The organism is Lysinibacillus cavernae (assembly GCF_009724685.1).
Taxonomy (GTDB): Bacteria; Bacillota; Bacilli; order Bacillales_A; family Planococcaceae; genus Lysinibacillus; species Lysinibacillus cavernae.
On sequence record NZ_WMEF01000008.1, the window covers coordinates 61,066 to 81,060 of the forward strand.

15 protein-coding genes and 1 other RNA gene are annotated in these 19,995 nt (G+C 38.4%); 14 read left to right on the forward strand and 2 right to left on the reverse strand.

Features of this window, described 5'->3' with window-relative positions:
* The first annotated feature begins 4 nt into the window (after positions 1-4).
* Together nth and GJU32_RS15560 are read left to right on the forward strand one after the other, a co-directional pair.
* Positions 5-667 carry an endonuclease III gene (nth, locus tag GJU32_RS15555; RefSeq protein WP_155592874.1) on the forward strand — a complete coding sequence of 221 codons (663 nt, stop codon included), beginning with the start codon at positions 5-7 and terminating at the stop codon, positions 665-667.
* Positions 664-978, forward strand: a complete 315-nt coding sequence (locus tag GJU32_RS15560; RefSeq protein WP_155592875.1) for a YpoC family protein — start codon at positions 664-666, stop codon at positions 976-978. The genes nth and GJU32_RS15560 overlap by 4 nt, the downstream gene beginning before the upstream one ends.
* Before the next feature lie 485 nt (positions 979-1,463).
* Here GJU32_RS15560 and GJU32_RS15565 read toward each other — a convergent pair whose 3' ends face one another.
* Both GJU32_RS15565 and recU read right to left on the reverse strand, forming a co-directional pair.
* Positions 1,464-4,151 (reverse strand): penicillin-binding protein 1A, encoded by a 2,688-nt coding sequence (locus GJU32_RS15565; protein WP_155592876.1) that lies wholly within the window; start codon positions 4,149-4,151, stop codon positions 1,464-1,466.
* A 2-nt stretch (positions 4,152-4,153) separates the two neighbouring features.
* Positions 4,154-4,798, reverse strand: coding sequence for a Holliday junction resolvase RecU (gene recU / locus GJU32_RS15570; protein ID WP_155592877.1), 645 nt, complete (start codon positions 4,796-4,798; stop codon positions 4,154-4,156).
* 380 nt (positions 4,799-5,178) lie between these two features.
* On the opposite strand from recU, the gene GJU32_RS15575 reads away from it, so the two are divergent.
* The 12 genes from GJU32_RS15575 (at position 5,179) to GJU32_RS15630 (ending at position 19,736) form a co-directional block, all read left to right on the forward strand.
* Positions 5,179-5,373, forward strand: a complete 195-nt coding sequence (locus GJU32_RS15575) for an endonuclease (protein WP_155592878.1) — start codon at positions 5,179-5,181, stop codon at positions 5,371-5,373.
* Between the two features lie 212 nt (positions 5,374-5,585).
* Positions 5,586-5,969 (forward strand): YppE family protein, encoded by a 384-nt coding sequence (locus tag GJU32_RS15580; protein WP_155592879.1) that lies wholly within the window; start codon positions 5,586-5,588, stop codon positions 5,967-5,969.
* Entirely contained in the window at positions 5,944-8,208 is a 2,265-nt protein-coding gene (locus GJU32_RS15585; protein ID WP_155592880.1) for a DEAD/DEAH box helicase, read from the forward strand. The genes GJU32_RS15580 and GJU32_RS15585 overlap by 26 nt, the downstream gene beginning before the upstream one ends.
* Positions 8,209-8,336: 128 nt before the next feature.
* Positions 8,337-9,911 carry a helix-turn-helix domain-containing protein gene (locus GJU32_RS15590; RefSeq protein WP_155592881.1) on the forward strand — a complete coding sequence of 525 codons (1,575 nt, stop codon included), beginning with the start codon at positions 8,337-8,339 and terminating at the stop codon, positions 9,909-9,911.
* A 99-nt stretch (positions 9,912-10,010) separates the two neighbouring features.
* Positions 10,011-10,979: an ABC transporter substrate-binding protein gene (locus tag GJU32_RS15595; RefSeq protein WP_155592882.1), complete on the forward strand. Its 969-nt coding sequence runs from the start codon at positions 10,011-10,013 to the stop codon at positions 10,977-10,979.
* Positions 10,980-11,008: 29 nt separating this feature from the next.
* Positions 11,009-12,067 carry a serine hydrolase domain-containing protein gene (locus tag GJU32_RS15600; RefSeq protein WP_155592883.1) on the forward strand — a complete coding sequence of 353 codons (1,059 nt, stop codon included), beginning with the start codon at positions 11,009-11,011 and terminating at the stop codon, positions 12,065-12,067.
* 212 nt (positions 12,068-12,279) lie between these two features.
* The gene (locus tag GJU32_RS15605) at positions 12,280-13,527 is read left to right on the forward strand and encodes a ribonuclease H-like domain-containing protein (RefSeq protein WP_155592884.1); all 1,248 of its coding nucleotides are present in this window, start codon (positions 12,280-12,282) and stop codon (positions 13,525-13,527) included.
* A gap of 121 nt (positions 13,528-13,648) precedes the next feature.
* Positions 13,649-13,945, forward strand: coding sequence for a cell division regulator GpsB (gpsB, locus tag GJU32_RS15610; RefSeq protein ID WP_155592885.1), 297 nt, complete (start codon positions 13,649-13,651; stop codon positions 13,943-13,945).
* Positions 13,946-14,005: 60 nt separating this feature from the next.
* An RNA gene (gene rnpB, locus GJU32_RS15615) (RNase P RNA component class B) lies at positions 14,006-14,385 on the forward strand.
* Between the two features lie 472 nt (positions 14,386-14,857).
* The gene (locus GJU32_RS15620; RefSeq protein WP_155592886.1) at positions 14,858-16,603 is read left to right on the forward strand and encodes a GGDEF domain-containing phosphodiesterase; all 1,746 of its coding nucleotides are present in this window, start codon (positions 14,858-14,860) and stop codon (positions 16,601-16,603) included.
* A 3-nt stretch (positions 16,604-16,606) separates the two neighbouring features.
* On the forward strand, positions 16,607-17,743 hold the full coding sequence (locus GJU32_RS15625; protein WP_155592887.1) for a THUMP domain-containing class I SAM-dependent RNA methyltransferase: 1,137 nt from the start codon (positions 16,607-16,609) through the stop codon (positions 17,741-17,743).
* 85 nt (positions 17,744-17,828) lie between these two features.
* A complete protein-coding gene (locus GJU32_RS15630) occupies positions 17,829-19,736 on the forward strand; it encodes an ATP-dependent DNA helicase (RefSeq protein ID WP_155592888.1) in 1,908 nt (635 codons plus the stop codon).
* Positions 19,737-19,995: the final 259 nt, after the last annotated feature.

The window sequence follows — 19,995 nt, forward strand, 5'->3', positions numbered from 1 at the left end:
CGGTTTGTTAACGAAAAAACAGTGGGAGCATTGTCTAGAAGAGATGGATCGAATGTTTCCTGATGCACACTGTGAGCTCGTGCATGACAATGCTTTTGAGTTGACGATTGCGACATTACTATCTGCACAATGTACAGATGTACTTGTCAATAAAGTAACCAAAACATTATTTCAAAAATATAAAATACCAGAAGATTATTTAGCCGTATCATTGGAGGAATTGCAGCAGGATATTCGCTCTATTGGTCTCTATCGTAATAAGGCGAAGAACATTCAGGCTTTATGTCAACGATTGCTGGACGAGTATGGTGGCGAAATACCTGCAACGCGTGAAGCACTCGTAACATTGCCTGGTGTAGGACGAAAAACAGCCAATGTTGTGCTTTCAGTGGCCTTTGATATTCCAGCTCTTGCAGTGGATACCCATGTAGAGCGCGTATCAAAACGTCTTGGACTATGTCGATGGAAAGATTCGGTGCTTGAAGTAGAAGAAACAATTATGAAAAAAACGCCAATGGACAACTGGTCGAAAACGCATCACCAATTAATTTTCTTTGGACGTTATCATTGTAAAGCCCAAAACCCAGGGTGCCATGCATGCCCTTTGCTCAGTGATTGTCGTGAAGGTCAAAAGCGTTTGAAGAAAGGCTTGGTGAAGGAAGCATGAATAGTGAGGCCATCGCAAAAGACAAAATAGATGCTTGGTTTGCTCAGTGGACAACTTTGCAAGCTAACATTCATGAAGCCCATAATGCCAGAAATAATACAGCAAAGGGTTTAATGGAAGAAGCGATAGCACTGTTTGAACAACTTGTACAAGCTGCTGGTGAAGAGGTGTTACCGATTAATGGCAATGAGCGACTTGCCTTTATAAAAGCTAAACCAGGTCAATACGCTTGTTACCGCCAGCTCGATGAATTATTTAAGGAAACGAAAAAGCGTACCGCGCGCTTGCGAATTCAAGCTAGTAAAAGCTAGTGTAGATGGATAGAAAGCGAAAATTGGTTGATAGAACACGAAAAGTAGCGGATAGAATGTGAAAAATGGTGGGTAGAAAGCCAAACTGCGGATTAAATGCAAGAACTGGTGGATAGAAAACCAAGAGTAGCGGATAGAATGAGAAAACTGGTGGATAGAAAGCCAAGAGTAGCGGATAGAAAGTGAAAACTGGTGGATAGAAAGCCAAACTGCGGATTAAATGCAAGAACTGGTGGATAGAAAACCAAGAGTAGCGGATAGAATGAGAAAACTGGTGGATAGAAAGCCAAGAGTAGCGGATAGAAAGTGAAAACTGGTGGATAGAAAGCCAAACTGCGGATTAAATGCAAGAACTGGTGGATAGAAAACCAAGAGTAGCGGATAGAAAGTGAAAATTGGTGGATAGAACGCCGAAACAGCAGATAGCCTCCTACCTAATATAAAAAAAACCGAGAAGCAGCTTGATGTGCTTCTCGGTTTTTTGTCTATTCTGAGCTTTGATCTTCTTCGGTTGGGTTAGTAGGTTCGGTTGGCGGTGTTGGCTGCTGATTTCCATCATTGTTGTTGCCATTGTTTCCACTATTCCCGTTATTACCATTTCCGTTGCCATTATTATTGCCGTTATTATTGTTATTACCATTGTTACCATTTTCGTTGCCATCGCCATTATTATTACCATTGTCATTGTCTTCTTGACCAGGATCTATTGGTAAATCAATTTCTGGCTCATCTGGATCTTCCGTTTCTAAATCTTCCTCAGGTGTACTTGTGATTTGGAAGGTAGTTGTACCAGGTTCACTGCGCGTACCGTCCATAATGGCTACGACAGAGATTGTGTAATTACCATCTTCAAGCGTATTGCCAACTGTTAAGCCTTTGCTCTCTGTTGTGCCAAGAATAACGGTTTCTCCACCTTCACGTGTTGCAGAAACTTCAAATGAAGTCGGTAATGGCTCATCTGTTTCAGGGTCTAGGATTGCATCATGTTCCCATGAAATGTTGATGGACTGTGCTGCTAAATCTAAGTTTGCTGATACGTTGTAAGGTGTAGATAATTCTGGTGCCTCATAAACACTTGACACCTCAGTTGGTTCCGTACCACGAACGAATAGCTCTGTTTGGCGTAATTCGCTAGGTGTATATTCACTTGCTAATTTAAGTGGTTTAGAACCTACTTCAATCGTTGCTTCAACAACCGTATTTGGCTTTTTAAAGCTTGCAGTTTCAACGTTTGCTGAAATTTCTTGCATAATCGATTTGAATAAATTTTGTGGTAATCGACGTTCTTCCCACGTTGTAATCGGATCAAAGTGTTTTTCATAGCCACTCCATATCGCAATGGAATAGTTTGTTGAATAACCAGCAAACCATGAATCTGGTACACTTGTATTCGGTAAATTATACTTGCTAAAATCCTCTGCTGAATAGTTGGTTGTACCTGTTTTACCTGCGATATCTAAGCCAGGAACATTGGCAGCAGTACCAGATGCATCAGGTTTATTGCCAACAACATCACGTAGCATGTCTGTTACCATATAAGCTGTATAATCGCTCATAGCGACTTTAGATTCAGGTGTATAGTTTTTCGATGTTTTTCCATCACGATAGACGATTTTTGTAATGGCATGTGGATCTGTATAGACCCCGTTGTTCCCGAAAGCTGCATAAGAAGCTGCCATTTGAATAGGAGAAATTGTAATAGCTCCTCCACCAATCGCATCCGATTCATAAAGATCATCCGTTTCAATTCCTAAACGTCCAACAAATTCCTTGGCTTTTTCAGTGCCAACCTCTTGTAATGCTTTAACAGCTGGTACGTTACGTGAAGCATATAAGGCTTTACGCGCAGTCATGGCACCCATATATCTGCCATCCCAGTTTGTGATTGTTTGTTTTGTACCTGTGTAATTCATTGGCTCATCCACAAGTGTTTGACCTGTAGACCAATTTAAATATTCGACTGCTGGACCGTAGTCAACTAATGGTTTCATTGTGGAACCAGGTTGGTTTTTTGTTAGGTCATCTGCGTAGTTAAATCCACGTTCAGCTCCGTAATGACGACCGCCACCAACGGCTTGAACCGCACCTGTTTTTGTATCAATAACAGCAACACCTGACTGAATTTCTTCAGTAGGGAAATTACTGTCGTCGTTCATCACATTTTCTACGACTTTTTGGGCATCCGGATCAAGTGTCGTGTAAACTTTAATTCCTTCTGCCATTGCCGATCCGTCACCGTTAGTTTCTAATTCATTAATCACAATATCTAGGAAGGCATCGTATTTTGAACCAGCAAATGATTGACGCGTTGCATCATCGGCAAGACCTGCTTGGACTTCCATTTGTTTTGCTTCTTCCATTTCAGCTTTTGAAATTTTTCCATGTTGATGCATTAAGCCTAAAACAGTATTACGACGTTTCTTTGCAAGTTCAGGGTTTTTTAATGGATTATAAGCATTAGGTCGTTGCACTAACCCTGCTAGTAATGCTTCCTCATCTAATGTTAAATCTTTTAATTCTTTACCATAGAAATATTGTGCTGCTGTTCCGAATCCATAGATACGTCCTGACATCAACATTTTATTGAAGTACATCTCAAAAATTTCTTCTTTTGAATATTTGCGCTCTAATTGAAAGGCTAGCCATGCTTCTTGTGCTTTACGCTTTAATTTCTTCTCGTTTTGTAAAAATGAGTTTTTGACAACTTGCTGTGTTAGGGTAGATGCCCCTTGTGCACCAAAGCCATCACGGAAGTTCGCAAGTATAGCGCCACCTAGACGATAAAAATCCATGCCGTGATGCTCAAAAAAGCGAACATCTTCTGTTGCCAGGATAGCGTTGACCATGTCTTCAGGTATATCTTCATATTTTATATATTTACGGTTTTCAGCACCGATTGTTGCAAATAGTTCACCGTTTTTATCGTAGAACTCTGAAGATACAGGGTCCTTCAATAATTCTTCATCAAGCTCTGGAGCCGTGCTTGCATAGTAAGCAAATAATCCAGCTCCTCCAATGAAGCCTGCCACACCAATTGCTAAAAGTGTTAAGAATATACGTTTAAACCACAACTTAGCGGATGAGGTTGGTTTATTCTTCTTTGTATTTTTAGTTTTATTTTTTTCAGCGAGAGCTTTTTGATGCTCTCCACGTGTTCGACGACGTTCAGTCATTCTTAATTCTCCTCACTTTCAGACCCGTAGCATTTTGCATCGATTAATTGCTGGATAATGGTTAAATAATCGATACGTGGATAATAACTTGTGGGAATTTCATATGCCTCTTCCTCTATTGTTGAAAAGGATATCGATTTTCGTTCGCCATTCTCCATTGCTTGCCAGGCCTTTTGTAAAACTTCGTACGGCACAATAAAATATCGTTCAAAAGCTGAAAAGCGAACGATAATAAAAGCTACACCATTTTGTTCCGTCACTTGCTGCATATGTGTCATTTGATGCTCATGAATATTTTTTAAGGGGAAACTCGTTTTGGAAGCAGTTTCCTTTGCATCAAAATCTATATAATGCCCATTCCAAACACCATTGTAGTCGGTTGTAGAGGGTGTTCGAAAATAAGCTTCACGAATAACAGCAGCACTTCGTGAAGGGTACTCTACTTTGACGATTTGCACAGGAACAGGTTTCTTATGAATGATAGCAAGTCGCCTTTTTATATAATAGTCGTTTGCTTCATTAATTTCATCTTCTAGCGTCTTCCCTCGATTACTAAAAGATAAATCTTTGTTTTTACTTTTTTTTTCTGTTTTCTGTACAGAAGCATTCGGGGTATACAATTTCCCGTTTGGATAACGAATTGTCATTTAGCCCACCCTTTATTATACTGCTTTTTCTATTCAATAGTTTACCATGTTTTAGTGGCTATTCTCTACCTCCATCAGTCATGTTATCACTACTAGAATTATAGATAACGAATGGGAAGAATGAACAAATTGCGTCGAAAAATCGCCAACTCCCTTATTACGCGAATCGTCAAAATAACAGATAAATTTAGTCATGAAATCGAATGAAAATCTGTATCCATTCAGACCTTTCATTCATGACGATTTTTTCGGTTGAAGGTTCACTATTAAAAATTTATCGAAAATCTTCTTCTTTCAGCTAACTTACGCTTATTTTGTCACGCTTGAAGGTAATTCTATACATACGAGGAATACTAAAGTAAAGCAAAGGAGGCGTTATTTTGAACAAGTTAGAACAATTAGTTGCGCAGTTAGATCTGGTCAATCAATTACTTTTCACAAGAGTATCACTTGAAAGCAATGCACAGAGTTTGCACTTTTTTATGCAGCTCAAGGCGGTTAGCCAAAAAGTAAGCTTAGCAGAAAAGAACTGGCAAGTAAAGAATGCTTGTTCGCCTACTAGTAGTGAAAAATGATAGACTTTGGTACACTTATCTCATAAGCAATTGAACTAACGCAATCACATTAAAATTGATACAAGATTTACCATGAAATTGCGGTAAATCGATATCAAGAGCAGTGATATTTACGTAGTTTAGATGGTGGACGAGGCTTACTCATCCTATACTATGTAATAACTACGAAATATATTTGCTTACGTGTAATTGATGAGAGATGAGGTGCAAAATTGTTAGTTATTCAGCAAACGACCAAATTAATAGATGAATGTGATCAATGTGTCTCACGTTTCTGGCAAATGCGTGAAGAAGACCGAACACCAGATTTTTTTCAAGAGGTGAAACCACACGCCGATGAAATTCACCAACTGTTAAAGGCATGGCAGCAAGAAGCCAATAAATGGATTCAACAAAACCGACCGAAATATATGCATACACAACAAATTGCTTCAGCGGTAGAATCGATGGAGCAATTTGTTGTGCAATCTTTTTATAAAGAAACAAGTAAAAAACGTTTTTTAGATGCGGTTCATTCTACCTCTTATACATTAACAATCTTTGAACGGTTGGTTAAGGAGGAAGAAGCAAATGCTATTGAAGAAACGGACGATTAGTGAGCTTTTAAATGAGTGGAGATATGATGAAGAATTAAAAGAGCGTATTCTACATTGGCAAACACTAGAAGGAAAACCAGCCAAATATGCACCTTTCCCGGGGAATTTACACCCATCTTTGGTGAAAGCATTACAGGCAAGAGGTATCGAGCAACTGTATACACATCAACGAGAAGCTTTTGATTTGGCACAGAGTGGTACATCCTTTACAGCTGTTACACCAACTGCATCAGGTAAATCTTATTGCTATCATTTACCGGTGCTCCAAAAAATAGTAGAGGATAAAAATGCGCGCGCGATTTATTTATTTCCAACTAAGGCATTAGCGCAGGATCAAAAAAATGATTTAAACGAACTGATCGAGCAAAGTGGCGAGGAGATTTTAAGCTATACGTATGATGGAGATACGGCTCCAGGTATTCGTCAGAAGGTTCGTAAGGCAGGGCATATTGTGATGACGAACCCTGATATGCTTCACTCAGGAATTTTGCCACATCATACAAAATGGGTATCACTCTTTGAAAATTTGCAGTATATCGTCATTGATGAATTGCATACATACAAAGGAGTATTTGGTTCACATGTCGCACATGTTATTCGGAGACTAAAGCGCATCTGTGAATTTTACGGCAGTAAACCAGTGTTCATTTGTACATCAGCAACTATTAAAAATCCTAAGGAACTTGCCGAGCTTTTGACGAATGAATCACATGCGCTTATTGCCGATTCGGGTGCACCTGTTGGCAAAAAAACGTTTCTTTTTTACAACCCACCGATTATTCACAAAACATTTGCGGTGCGTAGAAGTGCCGTTTTAGAGGTCAGTGATTTGGCCAAAAGGCTTTATACAGCTGGCATTCAATCTATTATTTTTGCCAAAAGTCGCGTGCGAGTAGAGATGATTGTAACGTATTTGAAGGAGCTTACTCGCAATAAGCTACTTGACGAGTCTGTACGTGGCTATCGAGGTGGTTACTTGCCATCTGAGCGACGTGTGATCGAAAAAGGCTTGCGTGATGGAACGATTCAAACAGTGGTGAGTACAAATGCATTAGAGTTAGGCGTTGATATTGGTCAATTACAAGCATGTATTATGACAGGTTACCCGGGAAATATTGCGAGTGCTTGGCAGCAAGCAGGACGTGCTGGAAGACGTCAGGATGAGGCATTGATTATTTATGTTGCGCAATCTTCTGCGCTGGATCAGTATGTGGTGAATCATCCATTGTTTTTACTCGGTAGTACACCAGAGGAAGCACGTATCTATCCAGAAAATATGCTGATTTTAATGGATCATTTAAAATGTGCTGCCTTCGAGCTACCTTTTTCAACAGGCGATACGTATGGAGAATATGACATACAGGAATTGTTGGAGTATTTAGCAGAGGAAGGGGTAGTTTTTAAGACGAGTGATAAATGGCATTGGATGAGTGATCGTTTCCCTGCTCATGATATTAGCTTACGTTCAGCGTCACAAGAAAATGTAGTCATTATTGATCTTACCATTCCTGCACAGACAAAGGTTATTGGTGAAATGGATCGTCATAGTGCCATGACACTCTTGCATGAGGAAGCCATTTACTTGCACCAAGGTATTCAGTTCCAAGTAGAGAAGCTTGACTGGGAGGAAAAGAAAGCTTATGTGCGTGAAGTAGATGTAGATTACTATACAGATGCCAATCTAGCAGTTGAAATGAAAGTTTTAGAGGAAGATCGTAACCGTTCATATGCAGGCGGTACAATTTGCTTTGGCGATGTTGGTTTAGTTGCACAAGCAACGATTTTTAAGAAAATTCGCTTCGGCACACATGACAATATTGGCTCAGGGCCTATACATTTACCACCAGATGAAATGCATACAAGTGCTTCGTGGCTTTCGTTCAATAGGGTGTCTCAATGGTCAGAGGCAGAATTAACGGATGCTATGGTGGGAGCTGCTTATGCGATGAACGCTTTTATCCCGATTTTTATCCAGTGTGATAGTAGTGATGTAGCAGTTGTGCCGCAAGTAAAGGCATCACACAATGAGTTACCAACGTTCTTTGTTTATGATAAGTATCCAGGTGGGATCGGTTTAAGTGAGAGAGTATTTGCACTATGGGAAGAACTGTTAAACAAAACGCTACAACATGTATCGAGCTGTCCCTGTGAATCAGGTTGTCCGTCTTGTATGGGGGCGCAAGATAGTTTAGAGCAAGGGAAGAAAAGAGTGATAGATCTTCTTCGAATGTTAAATTAAATTAAAAAATAGGGGCTTAGGGAATAAGCGAGTTCGTTCCTCAAGCCCTTTTATATTTTATAAATAGTATCATCTTATTTGCTAAAACGAGGGTTACCTACTACGCTTGTGGGAAGGAGGAAGTCGATTTGCTATTCGACCAAATGACACATTTTCTTTTTCATTTTCTTGATATTAAAATTTTATCAAGCAAGACAAAACGGCATTATCAACAAAGACTTGAGAGCCATTGCTTACTGTTTATCACAAAGGGGACTGCTAATTTGGCTTTTGGAGATCACCAACACAGGCTGCTTAAAGATAGTGTCTACCTTTGCCCTGCTCAGAGAGAGCTTATCTTAAAGGTGGATTTAGAGAAGTTAACTACAGTTTACCTTATTACCTTTAATGCTCTCCCACAAATGGAGACGAAGACTGATAGAGGAGAAGAGATAAATCTTGAACAAACAGAAGAAATCATCCGTCTTTGTAACAGTCTAATTTCATTGGTTGAGAGTCCCATCAAAGAGGACATTTTATTAAGCCAAGCACATTTTTACTTGCTTTTACATACCATCACTCAGCATCGTAAGACCTCTAATAGAGATTTGCAACATATGTTAGAAAAAACAAAACAACATATGGAGTATCATTTTCAAGAAGTAATTCAAGTGAAAGATTTAGCCCAAATGATGAATATAAGTGCAAAGTATTATATGAAACTATTTCGAAAACAGTTTGGTATTAGTGCCATCCAATATTTAATGAATATAAGAATGGAAGCGTCTAAATGGCTTTTAATAAAAGGAGGTAAAACCCTTCGAGAAATTGCAAGTGAGGTTGGGTATAAAGACGAGTTTTACTTCAGTCGTCGATTTAAACAACAAATGGGTATGTCTCCCTCTCTATTTATGAAAAGTCGTAGAAAAAACATCGCTGTTTTAGATAGTTCTTTTTTTGGCTTGCTTGCACCACTACATTATATCCCCATTGCAGCACCGCTCCATCCAACATGGCGATTTCATTACTATAAGACCTTTGGAAATCATGTACCTATTCAGCTAGCTGTAGGCAGAACGCCAGCCGTTTTAAATGAAAATATTGCGTTACTTCTACAAGAAAATCTCCAATATGATTATATATTTTGCTTAGATAATGTGACGGATGAGCAGTTGATGATATTACAAAAGAGAGGCCATGTATATCGACTTGCGTGGAGCAGTTTATCATGGCGTGAACAGTTGCTAGAGGTTGCGAAAATCCTAGATGCAGAGATCGAAGCAAGGAAATGGCTTATAGAATACGAACAAACTGTACAAGAGGCCGTTGCTAGCTTAGCGTACATTTGCCATGAGCGAAGTATGTTATTTTTGTTAGTGAGAGAGGATGAGTGCTACCTGTATCAGGATAGAAGTATTCAAGAAGTTTTGCTGAAGGACCTAGGACTAAATGTAATGATCTCTGACACGCAAGAACCTATTACAATTGGGCAATTATCTGAAATGAATCCAGATTTCATCATGGTACTTGTTTATGAAGACGAGGAATCGATGATGAAATGGGACGAGCTTCAATCAGATGAGCTGTGGCTTGAATTGAAATCAGTGCGAAATGATTCTGTCTATACACTTACTCATTTTCCATGGCGCGACTATGCTCCGTTGCCACATTTACTGATTGTAAAAGAAGTCATGCAATTGTTAACCGCAGATAGTTCATTATAAAATCCGCCTTTTCTACATGGACGCCAAAAGAACGCTTGTTTATTATTGATAATAGTTTTCATTCTCAATTGAGATTAGCGTAAAAAGGAGGCGTTCTTGATGAAAAAAACTATGGTCATTTTAAGCATCATAGTATTAACTTTAACTTTATCTGCATGTACAAAAGATAAGGAAGAATCAACATCATCTGTCTTGCAAAAAAAGGAAAGTGAAGAACAGACAACAAAAATTACTTATTTAAATAATCATTACAGCGTTCCAATAAAACCAGAGAAAATTCTCTTTTTAAATGCCTTTGAATCCATTGAGGATGCTGTGATTTTGGGCATAGAACCCTATGCAGCAAGTGCAATTGGTAGTGATGAGGAGCCATTCCCAAGTTTTTTTGGCGACGTTACGGCGAATACAATTCCTTTGTTAACAACGAGTGGCGACAGTTTGGAGTACGTTTTGCAACTTGCACCAGATTTAATTATCAGTACAGATATGGAAGATCCAAAAGTTTTAGAACAGTTAGAGAAAATCGCACCAGTAATTCCAACTTCTCATTATGGACCAGATTGGCAGGAGAATCTTGAAATGCTAGCTGAGATTACTGGAAAGACTGAAAAAGCAAAAACACTTATTGATAAATACCATCAGGATAAGCAAAATGCTATCCATTATCTCGATTCATTCCAAGACAAGGATGTAGTAGCCATACGTATTCGAGGTGGCGAAATGATGATTTACCCTAAAGACGTATTTCTCAATGATGTACTATACGGTGAATTGAATCTCCCTGTGCCAGAAGCTATTAACAAGGTGAATCAGCAAACCGTTATTACTTTGGAGGGCCTCTATCAAGCCAATCCAGACTATATTTTCATTCAGTATGATCTATATGAAAATGATATGGATGGAAGTATATTTGAGGAGCTTCAACAAAGCCAAGTTTGGAAAGGATTAAAGGCAGTCGAAAGCAATCAAGTTTTTATTAATGCCGTAGATCCATTGGTAATGGGTGGAGGGACATTGAATGGTCGAATTCGTATTTTAGAAGCAACTATGGAAGCATTAAGTAACTAAAATATGTAAAGGTGATAAGGAGCGATTGTGTGAAATTATCAGAGGAACTTGATCAACTATTTATGTCAAAATTTGAACAAGGGCTTTTCTCAGGCAATATTTTAGTAGCGAAGGAAGGTAAACCTATATATATAGGTACTTTTGGCTTGTCAAATTACCATATTGGCAAGAAGCTTTCCAAAAATTCCTTATTTGAGTTAGCTTCAGTAACGAAGCCCATGACAGCCATGGGTATTATGATTCTCGAGGAACAAGGGAAACTTAATTATGATGACGCTATCAAGAAATGGATTCCCTCATTTCCATACGAAACCATTACTTTACGGCATGCATTAACACATACATCTGGATTGCCAGATTATATGGAATTATTCGAAAGTCACTGGGATCATCGTTGTATTGCGACGAATAGAGATGTACTACGTTTACTAACGGAACATAGACCACCGCTCTATTTTGACTCAGGTGAAAAATATCAATATAGTAATACAGGTTATGTTTGCCTGGCAATGATAATTGAAAAAGTATCAGATATGTCCTATGCCTTGTTTATGTTACACCATATATTTAAACCGTCAGCAATGCAACGAACAAGGGTCATGAATCGCAGGTATCATACTGAAGATGTTGAGGATTTTGCTTTTGGCTATATCCGTGATGAGAATAGTGCATTAATCTCCTTGCCTGACGAACTTCCAGGTTATGAGTTTGTGAACTATTTAGACGGAATCCAAGGAGATGGAATGATTCATTCAACAATAATGGACTTACTCTCGTTGGATAGAGCGCTAAAAAGGGGGGATTTGCTTTGTGCATCATCTCTCGAATTGGCTATGTCCTCAATTGTGACAAAGGATGGTCAAAAGACACCATGTGGCTTCGGTTGGTTCATTGATCAATCACCAAAAACAGGTAAAAAGGTATTCCATAGTGGTGGTTGGCCAGGTTATACCACGATGTTATGCCGTTATATAGAGACTGATTACACCATTATTATCCTCAATAATGTAGAATGCCATACAGAAGATAACCTGCATGAAAGAGTATCAGATTGGTTACAGCAAATTGAAACATATATATTTTATTGAATGGGATACAGATAGAAACTCAGTGGGACTTTTTCCATTGAGTTTTTTTATCTTAATTCTGTGGATATTATGCTATAGGTCGTGATAGTTTTAGGTTAACTTCTGCTCGTCAGTGTGAAAAACTAGACGAAATGACTTTGAATGAGTCTAACAATCATGTTACTCTTGCAAGAGAGATGTCTTATACAATAAGCAGAAAATGAGTGAAATAGATGTCATACGAAAATAAAATACTACAAATGAAAAAAATGCTTGGTAAAAAAACAACGGCTCAACAAAAAGTACAACAACCAGCTTTTCAAAAACCAGCTAAACCTAGCTATACAGAGCAATGGGAAAAAGCAGGATTAACCGTTGTTGAAAATGATTTTGGCATTGTGTTTAAGCGTCAAGTGCAGTATCCATTTAGTTTTCAGCATGGACATTATCAGCTGCAATCATTCTTTGATGCCTTGAAAAAATGGCAAGGTGTCGAGTTTGACCATCCTTATGCGCTTGATATCAATGAACCGGTATTATTTTTTGATACGGAAACGACAGGTTTAAAGGGAGTTGGCACGCACATTTTTTTGCTGGGCTTTTTAGAGGTAGCAGAGGAATGTTTTTTATTGACGCAATATATTCTTGCAGATCCTGCGCATGAGGCCGCTTTCTTGTTTGAATCAAAGCTTTGGCAAAAATCGGCTACAGTGATTACTTATAATGGTAAAAGCTTTGATTGGCCGCAGCTTGAAACGCGATGGACGCTTCATCAAAAAACGTTGCCAAAATTACGATCTCAGCGACAGATTGATTTGTTGCATAGTTCGAAGCGTTTATGGAAAAATGATATGGAGCGCTTAAAATTAAAATCGGTGGAGGAAGAGAAGCTTGGCTTTTCTCGTATAGGAGATATTCCAGGTCATCTTGCACCTATTATTTATTTAGATGCCGTAAAAAGTGGCATACCAGATGCCCTTATGAAGGTGCTACTTCATAATGAGTGGGATTTATTGTCACTTATCACACTCTATAGTCATTCTACGCATTTATTGTTTGAAGAGGATCATGAGGAATCTGCGAAAACCTTTACCAATATCGGGAAATGGTATGGTGATTTAAAAGAAAGCACACAAAGCGTTAGGGTTTTAGAAAAGGTGACAATGAAATTTGATGCACTAGAAGCGGGCCATGCCCATTATTATTTAGCACTACAGCACAAAAAAAGTAAACGTTACAGCGAAGCCATTGATGCATTTGTAGCCTCTCTCCATTTTGTTGAACCAAGAACAAAGTTACATGTTCTTGAACAGCTAGCCATACTTTATGAGCATCAAATGAAAGATTATGAGCAGGCCCTTTCTTATACGCAAGAGGGCATACGTCTAATTCAAAATAATGAGCAATGGAGAGCAGAACAAAAACAAAAATGGGAAATTTCTTGGGATAAGCGACTGCACAGATTAGGAAATAAGAAATAATTTCCTGGGTAAGCGCAAGAAACGACAAGTTTAGCCTTACAATTGATGTTTTCAGACGATATAATGTGATGAAGTATGCTATAATGTATTCGTGTATGTAGTGTGAGGAAGGGCGATGTGAATGGACATTAAATTAACGTCAAAAATGATCCTTGAAAAGGAATTTAAAAAGAACTTTAAAGGCTATAATGTAGAAGAAGTCGATTCTTTTCTTGATGAAATTATTCAAGACTATGAAACGTTTGAAAAAGTGGTGGCCCAACTACGTGAAGAAAATAGACAGTTAAAAGAAGAAATTGATAGTACACCTAAGAGACAGCCGATTGCTTCAGCAGCAGCTGGTACAACTAATTTTGATATTTTAAAACGTCTTTCTAATTTAGAAAAACATGTATTTGGCAGCAAGCTATACGAATAATTTTAGTTAATTATATTGTATTTAACATAAAACTCTAGTATAATCTTTCGTATCATCATGAAATTCGGGTAATCGCTGCGGCGCTAGACGTCGTAGAGGAAAGTCCATGCTCACACGGTTCTGAGATGACCGTAGTGTTCGTGCTTACTGAAAAAATAAGGTAAGGCAGCTGATAAGGCTGACGGCGGAAGGAAAACCTAAGTCCTTGGATATGGTTGACACTTCCTGAAAGTGCCACAGTGACGAAGCTTGCTTGGAAACTTGCAAGGTGGAACGAGGTAAACCCCACGAGTGAGAAACCCAAATTATGGTAGGGGCACTCTCTAGAAGGAATTTAACGGATAGAGGGACAGAGTTTGCTCTGTAGATAGATGATTACCACCTGACCGTACGAGGCGCAAGCTGTTTGAGTACTCAGGGACAAAACATGGCTTATGGAATTTTTTGATGCTTATCTACGAAATATCAAACGCTCTCCAACTCGGTGGAGAGCTTTTATTTTGAGTTCATGTGGAAAAAGTAACCTTGTTAATCAAGTCTTGGTATGCGTGATACGTTTGAGAAAAGTTAAAGTATCGCTACCGCTTCTAAGCCGCATCTGAAAATGATTATTGTATGGATGTATCTTGATTCAGCAGATGTTTTGTACCTCACGAAACACCAGGTACTTAAAACTTGCACCTTAAGAGATGGCAAGAGTTTGCAAATTTTTCTTTCCATTCAGTGGATTCCGTACCCCTTGAATCAAGATATAGCATCAGGCAAATATCACAGATTTTGAAGATAAGCTTTTCAAACAAGCTTAAAAAATCTGAACATAATACGCCGAGGTGCAATGGATATACATACAAGTTGGCCAGGTGTAAAAGCCCTTTTGAGGGGGAGTATAGATAGATAGGATGGAGCGGAAACATGAACGGAGTAACTGGATGGGAAAGTATGGATAAATTGAAGTTGATTTCTAAATATCCTACTAACTTAATACTTAAAATCTTCGAAAATGTATCTGAAGGTATCATGATTACTGATGAATACAAAAAAATAGTAATGGTTAATCCTGCCTTTGAATTTGTTACAGGCTATACATGTGATGATGTGGTTGGAAAAACGCCAGCCGTTTTACAATCTGGTGTACATGAATTGCCGTTCTATTTAGAGATGTGGGAACAGATACGACAAGAAGGCATTTGGCAAGGTGAGATATGGAATCGTCGTAAAACTGGAGACGTATATCCTGAATGGTTAACAATTGTTTGTGTAACCAACAATGAGGGGAAGGTTACAAATTACTGTGGTATCTTCACAGATTTGTCTGAAAGAAAAATAGTAGAAAACGAATTAGAAAAGCGTTTGCTTACGGATTCATTAACAGATGTATCCAATCGTTTTGCCTATATCGAAAGAATGGATAATCTCTTAGAATCGACTTCTGCTATTTCTCATTCAGTGCAGCATGCGGTCTATTTTTTAGATTTGGATCGATTTAAACAAATTAATGATACATTAGGCCATGCTGTTGGAGATTCAATTTTAATAGAAGTAGCAAATCGTCTAAAAAAGTTACTGAAAAACAAAGATGTTATTGCACGATACGGCGGAGATGAATTCGTCATTACTTTAACAAATGTGAAGAATGTGAAGGAAGCTGCAAAATTCGCTGAGCAAATTATTAGTAGTATAGAACAACCAATGGTGATTAATGGTCAGGAAGTTTTTGTGTCTACAAGTGTCGGTATTAGTGTTTATCCAGTTGACGGTAAAAATACAGAAGAATTGATCAATTGTGCAGATAGAGCAATGACTTATTCAAAAAAGAATGAATTAAACGGCTATTCCTTTTATTTTGATGAACTGCAAACAGACGCACAACGCGTTTTATTGTTAGATTCGGAGTTAAGAAAAGCGATTGAAAACCGTGAATTTGAGCTGCATTTTCAGCCGAAAATTTCAATGGAAAATGAGCAAATTCAAGGCCTAGAGGCACTAGTTCGCTGGAATAGCGAGAGGCTTGGCTTTGTGTCTCCAGCAGAGTTTATCCCTTATGCTGAGGATACTGGTTTAATCATTCCATTAAGTGAAATCATATTGGAAAAAGCGTGTGAGGCAGTTATTCAAATGCAACAACAAGGTTGGAAAACACCTGTTGCCATTAATATATCGAGTATTCACTTTAAACAGCAAAACTTTTTAGATTCAATACAAGCAATATTAGAACGCTACAATATGCCAGCAAACAATTTTGAAATAGAAGTGACAGAACGAACAGTTATGAACAATGCAAACGAGACTGTTAGTAAGTTAGTTCGTTTGAAACAATTAGGCTTTAAAATCTCTATTGATGATTTTGGGACAGGCTATTCGTCCCTAAGCTATTTAGTTCGCTTTCCGTTAGATTGTTTAAAAATTGATCGAAGCTTTATACAGCATATAGGATCACTCGATGAAAAACAGGCAGTTGTAGATGCTATTATTCAAATGTCCCATCGCCTAAAAATGAAAGTTGTTGCAGAAGGTGTAGAACAGGCACAACAAGTGGATATACTACGTAAAATGAACTGTGATATTATCCAAGGCTATTATTACAGCAAACCATTACCATTAAACGAACTCATTGAGTTTATGGAATTTTGGGAAATTGAGCATCAAGGAAGGAAATAATGTATGGCAAATTATCAATTAGTGGCTACGTCAGCAATGGGTCTGGAGGCAATTGTGGCCCAAGAAGTGAAAGCACTCGGTTATGAAACAACCGTTGACAATGGTAAAGTATATTTTGAAGGCGATGAAACGGCTATTGCACGTACCAATTTATGGTTACGTGTCGCAGATCGTGTGAAAATTGTAGTCGGACAATTCCCAGCAAAATCATTTGAACAATTATTTGAAAGTGTTAAAGCCCTACCATGGGAAAAATATTTACCAGTAGATGCTGCTTTTCCAGTTTCGGGGAAGTCCGTTAAATCCAAATTATTTAGTGTGCCAGATTGCCAGGCCATCACAAAAAAAGCGATTGTCGAACGTATGAAACAGCATTATAAACGACTCGGCTTTTTAGATGAGTCTGGTGCAACTTACAAAATTGAGGTTTCAATTTTGAAAGACGTGGCCACACTAACTATTGATACATCTGGCGCAGGCTTACATAAGCGTGGTTATCGTCAGGTTCAGGGTGAGGCGCCGTTAAAAGAAACATTAGCAGCGGCACTTGTACAAATTTCGAAGTGGAATCCAAATCGTCCGTTTGTTGACCCGTTCTGTGGCTCTGGTACCATTGCATTGGAAGCAGCAATGTTTGGCCAAAATATAGCGCCAGGCTATAACCGTGAATTCATTTCTGAGGACTGGCCATGGATGAAAGCTGCAATCTGGGACACTGTACGTGATGAAGCAGAAAGTTTAGCGAATTATGATCAGCCACTAGAAATTTTTGGCTCTGATATTGATCATCGTATGGTCAGCATTGCACAAGAAAACGCAATGGAAGCAGGCTTTGGTGAGTTGATCACGTTTAAGCAAATGCAAGCACGTGATTTTACAACACATTTAACGGATGGTGTCATGATTGGTAACCCACCGTATGGAGAACGTATTGGTGATGTTGAAGTCGTGGAACAGGTTATCCGTGATGTAGGGAAAGTCATGAAAAATTATCCAACCTGGTCAGTATATATGCTCTCCTCCATGAAAAATTTTGAAGAATTATATGGACGTCAAGCGACGAAAAAACGAAAATTATTTAATGGTTTTATTGAAACAAATTATTATCAGTTCTGGGGTCAAAAGTCTAAAAGAGATTAACGAATAGTAACGGAAGATAAGATTTTTTCTTATCTTCCGTTTCGTCGCGTATAATAGCACCAGATAGTTAGAGGGGGAACATCAATTGCGTAAATCTTTACCATTTGCATTATCAAAGGACCTTTCCTTTTTCGAATCATTAGGAAATTGGATGGGAGATGTTCTTTACGATGAATTGCCCGAAAAGGGTTTTGAATGTCGTGATGAGCAAATCTTTATGGCTTATCAAATAGAACAAGCACTGAAAGAAAAAAATGTACTCTTTGCAGAGGCAGGAGTAGGAACTGGCAAAACGATTGCTTATTTACTACCAGCCATTTCTTATGCGCGTTACACTGGGAAACCGGCGCTTATTGCTTGTGCTGATGAAACATTAATCGACCAGCTTGTGAAAGAGGGGGGCGATATTTATAAACTCCAAAAAACGCTAGGGCTTGATATCGATGTTCGTTTAGCAAAATCAAGAGATCAATATTTATGCTTAAAACGCTTTGAGGAAGCAGAAAAAGTGGAGACGGATGAATGGATTGATGATATTGCCTTTTCAATCCCTGATGGGGTGTATGCACAGGGCTCTATGATTGCTGTACAGCCATATGGAGAACGCAGTGACTATCCAACCGTTAGTGATGAGGATTGGCAAAAGGTCAATTACAACTCCATTATGCAATGTTCTGTTTGTGAGCTACGCAATCGCTGTGGGCAAACATTACATCGTTCCCATTATCGTAAATCTTCAGATCTTGTCATTTGTTCCCAAGATTTTTTAATGGAACATTTGGCTACAAAGGAATCTCGTGAACGTGAAGGTCAGCTCGCACTACTACCTGAAGTGTCCATGATGGTGTTGGATGAAGGACATTTACTAGAATATGCTGCGCAAAAAGCGATGACGTATAAAGTACAGGCGACAACTATTGTCGCATTACTAGAGCGTTTGATGGTAGATGGCGTACGAGAACGTACTCTCTATGCGATGGAAAAATTACAAGATGATCATGAACTATTTTTTGACCAGCTTCGTGATGATATTGTGGCTTCAACGGAAGACCGTAAACGTATTAATAAATCTAAAACATTGCTGGCTTACGGCAAACAGTTGATAGCAGATGTAGAAACTTTAATGGAAGAATTCGTCTTTGAATCAGAAATGTATATGATTCCTGAATATGAATTAAATATGGCAGAAGAATATTTAGAACAATATGAGGCTTCTTTGCGTATTTTCATAGCGCAGGGGGATGCTGTGGATTGGTTAGAGGAAACAGATGGTGAAGAAACGCTCGTTATTATGCCTCGTTTAATCACAGAAGTTTTAGCGGAAAAATTATTCTCTAAAAAGCTTCCGATTGTCTTTTCATCTGCAACTTTGTCGGTCAATAAAGACTTTTCTTACATCGCATATAGCTTAGGAATTCGAGATTACCAATCATTTTCTGTGCCTTCTCCATTCGATTATGAGGAAGTCATGAAAATCTATTTACATGAACTTGCCCAACGTGATAAAACAGCGCGTGTTCAGCAATTGCTGCGTGATGGTGAGCAAACATTGATATTATTTAAATCCAAGCAAGCCATGCTAAACTTTAAAGCCGAACTACCGCTAATGGAACGAATGTATATAGCATTTGAGGGAGATCGTGAGCTTTCGGCTATTGTCCGAGATTTCCAGCAAGGAACGATCAAAACATTATGCTCATATCATTTATGGGAAGGTTTAGATTTACCTGAGGAAGCATTAACGCGTGTTATTATTTATGATTTACCGTTTCCTCCGCAAGACCCGTTATTTGATGCGAAACGTACATTTGCTGAAAATCCATTTGAGGAGGTCGAATTGCCTTTCATGCAACTTCGCTTACAGCAAGGGATGGGACGCTTAATTCGTACATCAAATGACCATGGTGATATTCACATTTTGTTAAATGAAGAAGAACAAAAACAGCGTGCAGCCTTTGAAAATATTTTAGCGGTTGTACCGGAAATTAAGTAGATAAAAGCGAGTTTGCAAATGAATGCAAGCTCGCTTTTTGGTATATTAAAATAATATTTTATTTGTAGCTAAATAATGTGAATTTAAAAAACTGTTGAATATTTCTCTTTTAAGCTATATAGTTCTTTGTAATGCAATGAAATTTGGTGAAAGAAAATATTTTTTTTATTGAAAATAATTTCACAAAAGGTTTATAATAATGACAAGAATTTTTAAGAATAGTCAAATTGTTTGATGACTATTCCTTGATAGGGGGCTT

Bases quoted from the DNA above. Each gene is read 5' to 3' on its own strand.
- GJU32_RS15560 (WP_155592875.1), top strand. From the start codon at position 664: ATGAATAGTGAGGCCATCGCAAAAGACAAAATAGATGCTTGGTTTGCT.
- GJU32_RS15605 (WP_155592884.1), top strand. From the start codon at position 12,280: ATGTCATACGAAAATAAAATACTACAAATGAAAAAAATGCTTGGTAAA.
- recU (WP_155592877.1), bottom strand. From the start codon at position 4,798: ATGACAATTCGTTATCCAAACGGGAAATTGTATACCCCGAATGCTTCT.
- GJU32_RS15625 (WP_155592887.1), top strand. From the start codon at position 16,607: ATGGCAAATTATCAATTAGTGGCTACGTCAGCAATGGGTCTGGAGGCA.
- GJU32_RS15565 (WP_155592876.1), bottom strand. From the start codon at position 4,151: ATGACTGAACGTCGTCGAACACGTGGAGAGCATCAAAAAGCTCTCGCT.
- GJU32_RS15620 (WP_155592886.1), top strand. From the start codon at position 14,858: ATGAACGGAGTAACTGGATGGGAAAGTATGGATAAATTGAAGTTGATT.
- GJU32_RS15595 (WP_155592882.1), top strand. From the start codon at position 10,011: ATGAAAAAAACTATGGTCATTTTAAGCATCATAGTATTAACTTTAACT.
- gpsB (WP_155592885.1), top strand. From the start codon at position 13,649: ATGGACATTAAATTAACGTCAAAAATGATCCTTGAAAAGGAATTTAAA.
- GJU32_RS15585 (WP_155592880.1), top strand. From the start codon at position 5,944: ATGCTATTGAAGAAACGGACGATTAGTGAGCTTTTAAATGAGTGGAGA.